Source organism: Streptomyces alkaliterrae, assembly GCF_007097205.2.
In the GTDB taxonomy this organism is placed as follows: domain Bacteria; phylum Actinomycetota; class Actinomycetes; order Streptomycetales; family Streptomycetaceae; genus Streptomyces; species Streptomyces alkaliterrae.
Window position 1 is genome coordinate 1 of record NZ_VJYK02000366.1, and the last position, 4,960, is coordinate 4,960.

Annotated in this window: 7 protein-coding genes; 5 read left to right on the forward strand and 2 right to left on the reverse strand. The window is 71.2% G+C overall.

The genetic code is table 11. From position 1 onward, the window contains the following. Window positions 1–142 precede the first annotated feature (142 nt). The 4 genes from FNX44_RS23790 to FNX44_RS23805 all read left to right on the forward strand — a co-directional run bounded on the left by FNX44_RS23790 (window position 143) and on the right by FNX44_RS23805 (window position 2,103). Window positions 143–574 carry a M67 family metallopeptidase gene (locus FNX44_RS23790; RefSeq protein WP_143650941.1) on the forward strand — a complete coding sequence of 144 codons (432 nt, stop codon included), beginning with the start codon at window positions 143–145 and terminating at the stop codon, window positions 572–574. Between the two features lie 66 nt (window positions 575–640). Then, window positions 641–757: a putative leader peptide gene (locus FNX44_RS29795; protein WP_323369630.1), complete on the forward strand. Its 117-nt coding sequence runs from the start codon at window positions 641–643 to the stop codon at window positions 755–757. A gap of 117 nt (window positions 758–874) precedes the next feature. Further along, window positions 875–1,153 (forward strand): MoaD/ThiS family protein, encoded by a 279-nt coding sequence (locus FNX44_RS23800; RefSeq protein WP_143650945.1) that lies wholly within the window; start codon window positions 875–877, stop codon window positions 1,151–1,153. Next, window positions 1,153–2,103, forward strand: coding sequence for a PLP-dependent cysteine synthase family protein (locus FNX44_RS23805; protein ID WP_143650947.1), 951 nt, complete (start codon window positions 1,153–1,155; stop codon window positions 2,101–2,103). Before FNX44_RS23800 ends, FNX44_RS23805 begins: the two co-directional genes overlap by 1 nt. Before the next feature lie 67 nt (window positions 2,104–2,170). Here the strand turns inward: FNX44_RS23805 and FNX44_RS23810 are convergent, their stop codons facing one another. After that, the gene (locus FNX44_RS23810; protein WP_143650949.1) at window positions 2,171–2,629 is read right to left on the reverse strand and encodes a type II toxin-antitoxin system PemK/MazF family toxin; all 459 of its coding nucleotides are present in this window, start codon (window positions 2,627–2,629) and stop codon (window positions 2,171–2,173) included. A 170-nt stretch (window positions 2,630–2,799) separates the two neighbouring features. On the opposite strand from FNX44_RS23810, the gene FNX44_RS23815 reads away from it, so the two are divergent. After that, window positions 2,800–3,555, forward strand: a complete 756-nt coding sequence (locus FNX44_RS23815) for an MBL fold metallo-hydrolase (RefSeq protein WP_143650951.1) — start codon at window positions 2,800–2,802, stop codon at window positions 3,553–3,555. 72 nt (window positions 3,556–3,627) lie between these two features. Here the strand turns inward: FNX44_RS23815 and FNX44_RS23820 are convergent, their stop codons facing one another. Next, entirely contained in the window at window positions 3,628–4,896 is a 1,269-nt protein-coding gene (locus FNX44_RS23820) for a PTS transporter subunit EIIC (RefSeq protein WP_143650953.1), read from the reverse strand. Window positions 4,897–4,960: the final 64 nt, after the last annotated feature.

Here is a 4,960-nt window from a genome sequence, read left to right on the forward strand (position 1 = left end):
GTCCGGGGCGGAGCCCCGGTTTCGGGAAGGGGCGGGGAGGGGAATGATCCCCGTCCCGGCATACGGGACGAAGATCGTCCGCATCGCGGAATCTCCCCCCTCGACGGCCGTACTCGGCGGAAGCCGACTTATCGTTGCGTCCATGCTGACCATCACCCGCGAGCTGCACGACAAGATCGTCGCCCACGCCAGGGCCGACCACCCGGACGAGGCGTGCGGCGTGGTCGCCGGGCCGGTCGGGCAGGGCCGGCCCGAGCGCTTCATCCCGATGCTCAACGCGGCCCGCTCGCCCACCTTCTACGAGTTCGACTCCACCGACCTGCTGCGTCTCTACCGCGACATGGACGACCGGGACGAGGAGCCCGTGGTCATCTACCACTCGCACACCGCCACCGAGGCGTATCCGTCGCGCACCGACGTCTCCTACGCCAACGAGCCCGGCGCCCACTACGTGCTGGTCTCCACGGCCGAGTGCGGCAACGGAGAGGGCCCGTTTTCCTTCCGTTCGTTCCGTATCGTGGATGGTCAGATCACCGAGGAGGACGTCCGTATTGTCGATTCGTACGCTTCCTGAGACGGAAACGTCCGGATGCTGACACCGGGGGCCTGTTCGAGCCCCGGGAATCGATACGATGAGCCCATGGTTATGCACGACGTGAGCCACGCGAGCACAGTCGGTGAGGGGGCCCCGGGGGGCGCTCTCCTCGTCGCGCGCCTGCACGTCGACCTGTGCCGCCTCTCCAGCGCCATGTGTTGAGCCGCGTTCGACGGGCGCACCCGCCCCACCGCGCTGTACCCATCCGCCGCCACACCCGGGCCGCGTCCATCCGCCGGCCGCCCCGCGCCACCACCACAGACAACCAGGAGCACACCCATGGCCATCGAGGTCCGCATCCCGACCATCCTCCGCACCTACACCGACGGCGAGAAGGCCGTCCAGGGCAGCGGGGGCACGCTCGCCGAGCTGTTCACCGACCTCGAGAGCCGGCACGGTGGCATCCACGAGCGCCTGGTCGACGGCGGTGAGCTGCGACGCTTCGTCAACGTGTACCTCAACGACGAGGACGTGCGGTTCCTCGACGGCATCAACACCAAGCTGACCGCCGGCGACAGCGTGACCATCCTCCCGGCCGTCGCCGGGGGCGCGCGCTGATGCGCTACGACTCCCCGCTGGCCGCCGTCGGCAACACGCCGCTGGTCCGCCTCCCCCGGCTCTCGCCCGCCGAGAACGTCCGCGTCTGGGCGAAGCTGGAGGACCGCAACCCGACCGGCTCGATCAAGGACCGGCCCGCCCTGCACATGATCGAGCAGGCGGAGAAGGACGGCCGGCTCACCCCCGGCTGCACGATCCTGGAGCCCACCAGCGGCAACACCGGCATCTCCCTGGCCATGGCGGCGCGGCTCAAGGGCTACCGCATCGTCTGCGTGATGCCGGAGAACACCAGCCAGGAGCGGCGCGACCTGCTCGCCATGTGGGGCGCGGAGATCATCTCCTCGCCGGCGGCGGGCGGCTCCAACACGGCCGTGCGCGTGGCCAAGGAGCTGGCCGCCGAGCAGCCGGACTGGGTGATGCTCTACCAGTACGGGAACGAGGCCAACGCCGGCGCGCACTACGCCACCACCGGCCCGGAGATCCTGGCCGACCTGCCCTCGGTCACCCACTTCGTCGCCGGGCTCGGCACCACCGGCACGCTGATGGGCGCCGGCCGCTATCTGCGCGAGCACCGCCCCGACGTGCGGATCGTCGCCGCCGAACCCCGCTACGACGACCTCGTCTACGGGCTGCGCAACCTCGACGAGGGCTTCGTGCCCGAGCTGTACGACGAGACCGTGCTCAGCTCCCGCTTCTCCGTGGGCTCCGAGGACGCCGTCCGGCGCACCCGCGAGCTGCTGTCCGAGGAGGGCATCTTCGCCGGTGTCTCCACCGGGGCGGCGCTGCACGCGGCGATCGGCGTGGGCCGCAGGGCGCTCGCGGCCGGGGAGGACGCCGACATCGTCTTTGTCGTCGCCGACGGCGGCTGGAAGTACATGTCGACCGGCATCTACACGGCCGAGTCCACCGAGGCCGCCGTCGAACGCCTCCAGGGCCAGCTCTGGGCCTGACCGGCCGACTCCGTCGGGGCCCGGACCGCGCGGCGGCCGGGCCCCGACGCGTCACCGCCGCCCGGCGTCAGCCGGCGACCTTGCGGATCGTCCGCCACATCCCCTCGGAGACCCGGCCGCAGCGGCGGCGGAAGTCCCACACCGGCAGCTCCACCAGCGCGTCCGTCTCCAGATAGAGCGGCATGCCGCGGCTGTCGTCCACCGTGCCCTGCGGCAGCAGCACCACCTCCGGGCGCGGCGGCTCCGGGCGGCGGGCGGAGATCTCGGCGACCACCACGGTCTCCTCCCGGGCGCTCAGCACGACACAGCGCCGAACGGTCGTACCCGGCCGGTCGCGGTAGGGGGTCCGCGCCCACCAGACCTCACCGGGCCTGGGCTGCGGCAGGGGCCCCGGTGGCGCGGGTCCGAGCCGTCCGTGGGGCACCGGGCGGCGACGCGCCGGCCTGCGGCCGCGGTGGTCCGCCAGGGCGGCCACCGCGATCAGCACCACGGCCGCGGCGACGGCGAGCCACCAGGACGTATCCACCAGGTTCCTCCGAACGACCGCTGCACAACCGCTGCGACCCCGTGCCACGACGGTACCCCGCACTGGTGATTCCGCCCACACAAGCGCGACGGAAGCAGTCACGGCGCCCGACGGCCCTTACTCTCAGGAAACCCTCTCCTTTGCCGGGCTGTGCGGAGGTTCCCACCCCAATGAAGCTCACCGTCGTCGGCTGCTCGGGCTCGTTCCCGTCCCCGGACTCGGCCTGCTCGAGTTACCTCGTGGAGGCCGACGGCTACCGGCTGCTGCTGGACATGGGCAACGGCGCGCTCGGCGAGCTGCAGCGCCACATCGGGCTGTACGACCTGGACGCCATCGTGCTGAGCCATCTGCACGCGGACCACTGCATCGACATGTGCGCCTACTTCGTGGCGCGCTACTACCGCTTCGACGGCGGGCGCTGCGAGCCGATCCCGGTCTACGGCCCGACCGGCACCGAGCAGCGGCTGACCACCGCGTACGCCGACACGCCCAGCGAGCGCTCGATGAGCGAGGTCTTCGACTTCCGCACGCTGCGGTCGGGGCAGGAGTTCGACGCCGGCCCGTTCCGGGTGCTCGCCGAGGCGGTGGACCACCCGGTCGAGGCGTACGGCTTCCGTGTCGAGCACGAGGGCTCGGTGCTCACCTACTCCGGGGACACCGGCCCGTGCGCGGGCCTGGACCGGCTGGCCGCCGGCGCCGACCTCTTCCTGTGCGAGGCGTCGTTCGTGCACGGCAAGGAGGACATCCCCGGGCTGCACCTCAACGGGCTCCAGGCGGGGGAGGCGGCCAAGGCCGCCGGGGTGGGCCGGCTGGTGCTCACCCACGTACCGCCGTGGACGGACCCGCAGGTCAACCTGCGGGACGCCCGGGCGGCGTACGCGGGCCCGGTGGAGCTGGCGCACGCCGGCGCGGTCTACGAGTTCTGACAGGGCTCCGGCAGCGAACACACCGGTGGCCCGGAGCGTCCGACGCTCCGGGCCACCGGTGTGTTCGGTCGGTCAGGCCTTGTAGTTCTCCTTCTCCATCTCCGCGGCCTCCTCCTCGGGCTCCCGGCCCGGGGTCGGCAGGTTGAACTTGGTGATCGCGAAGCGGAACAGGGCGTAGTAGACCACCGCGAAGCACAGGCCGACCAGGACGATGCCCAGTGGCTTGGACGCGATGCCGAAGTTCAGCAGGTAGTCGATGGCGCCGGCGGAGAAGCCGAAGCCGTCGCGCATGCCGAGCGCCCAGGTCAGCGCCATGGACACACCGGTCAGGATGGCGTGGATCGCGTACAGGACCGGGGCGATGAACATGAAGGTGAACTCGATCGGCTCGGTGACGCCGGTGACGAACGAGGTCAGCGCGAGCGAGAACATCATGCCGCCGACGACCGCGCGGCGCTCCGGGCGGGCGCAGTGGTAGATCGCCAGGCAGGCGGCCGGCAGCGCGAACATCATGATCGGGAAGAAGCCGGTCATGAACTGGCCGGCGGTCGGGTCGCCCTCCAGGAAGCGGGCGATGTCGCCGCTCTTGCCGTTGTACTCGCCGGCCTGGAACCACGGGAAGGAGTTCAGCAGGTGGTGCATGCCGACCGGGATGAGCGCCCGGTTGGCGACGCCGAAGACGCCCGCGCCCACCGCGCCGGAGCCGACCAGCCAGGTGCCGAAGTTGTGCAGACCGGTGCCGAGGACGGGCCAGATGTAGCCGAAGACGATACCGATGCCCAGACCGGCGAAGGCCGAGAGGATCGGGACCAGGCGGCGGCCGCCGAAGAAGCCCAGCCAGTCCGGCAGCTTCTTGCGGTGGTACCGCTGGTAGAGCAGCGCGACGACGATGCCCATCACGACACCGCCGAGCACACCGGCGTTGACCGGCGGCGCGACGTGCACGATCTCACCGTCGACGACGGTGGCGACCTTCGGCAGGCTTTCGTCCTTGAACGCCTTGAGGACGTTGGCGAAGGCCAGGTAGCCGACGACGGCCGCGAGGCCGGTCGAGCCGTCGGCCTTCTTGGCGAAGCCGACGGCGATGCCGACCGCGAACAGCAGCGGCATGTTGTCGAGCAGGGCGCCACCGGCGGCGGCCATGAACTCGGCCAGGCGCTGGAGGAAGGCGGGGAAGTTCTCCCGGCCCAGCATGTCGGTGTGGCCCAGCCGCACCATGAGGGCGGCGGCGGGGAGCGTCGCGATCGGGAGCATGAGGCTGCGCCCGATGCGCTGGGCGACAGCCATGACCTTAGATCCGGTGCTCGGCTTGTCGGATGTGGCCGTACTCGGCGTGCTCATAGGACTTTCCTTTGCGGGAAGCGCCGCCGGGGAGAACAGGCCGGGGGACGGGTGTCACCGGGGG

Coding starts and splice junctions, on each gene's coding strand:
- FNX44_RS23790 (WP_143650941.1), top strand. CDS start 143: ATGCTGACCATCACCCGCGAGCTGCACGACAAGATCGTCGCCCACGCC.
- FNX44_RS29795 (WP_323369630.1), top strand. CDS start 641: ATGGTTATGCACGACGTGAGCCACGCGAGCACAGTCGGTGAGGGGGCC.
- FNX44_RS23800 (WP_143650945.1), top strand. CDS start 875: ATGGCCATCGAGGTCCGCATCCCGACCATCCTCCGCACCTACACCGAC.
- FNX44_RS23805 (WP_143650947.1), top strand. CDS start 1,153: ATGCGCTACGACTCCCCGCTGGCCGCCGTCGGCAACACGCCGCTGGTC.
- FNX44_RS23815 (WP_143650951.1), top strand. CDS start 2,800: ATGAAGCTCACCGTCGTCGGCTGCTCGGGCTCGTTCCCGTCCCCGGAC.
- FNX44_RS23820 (WP_143650953.1), bottom strand. CDS start 4,896: ATGAGCACGCCGAGTACGGCCACATCCGACAAGCCGAGCACCGGATCT.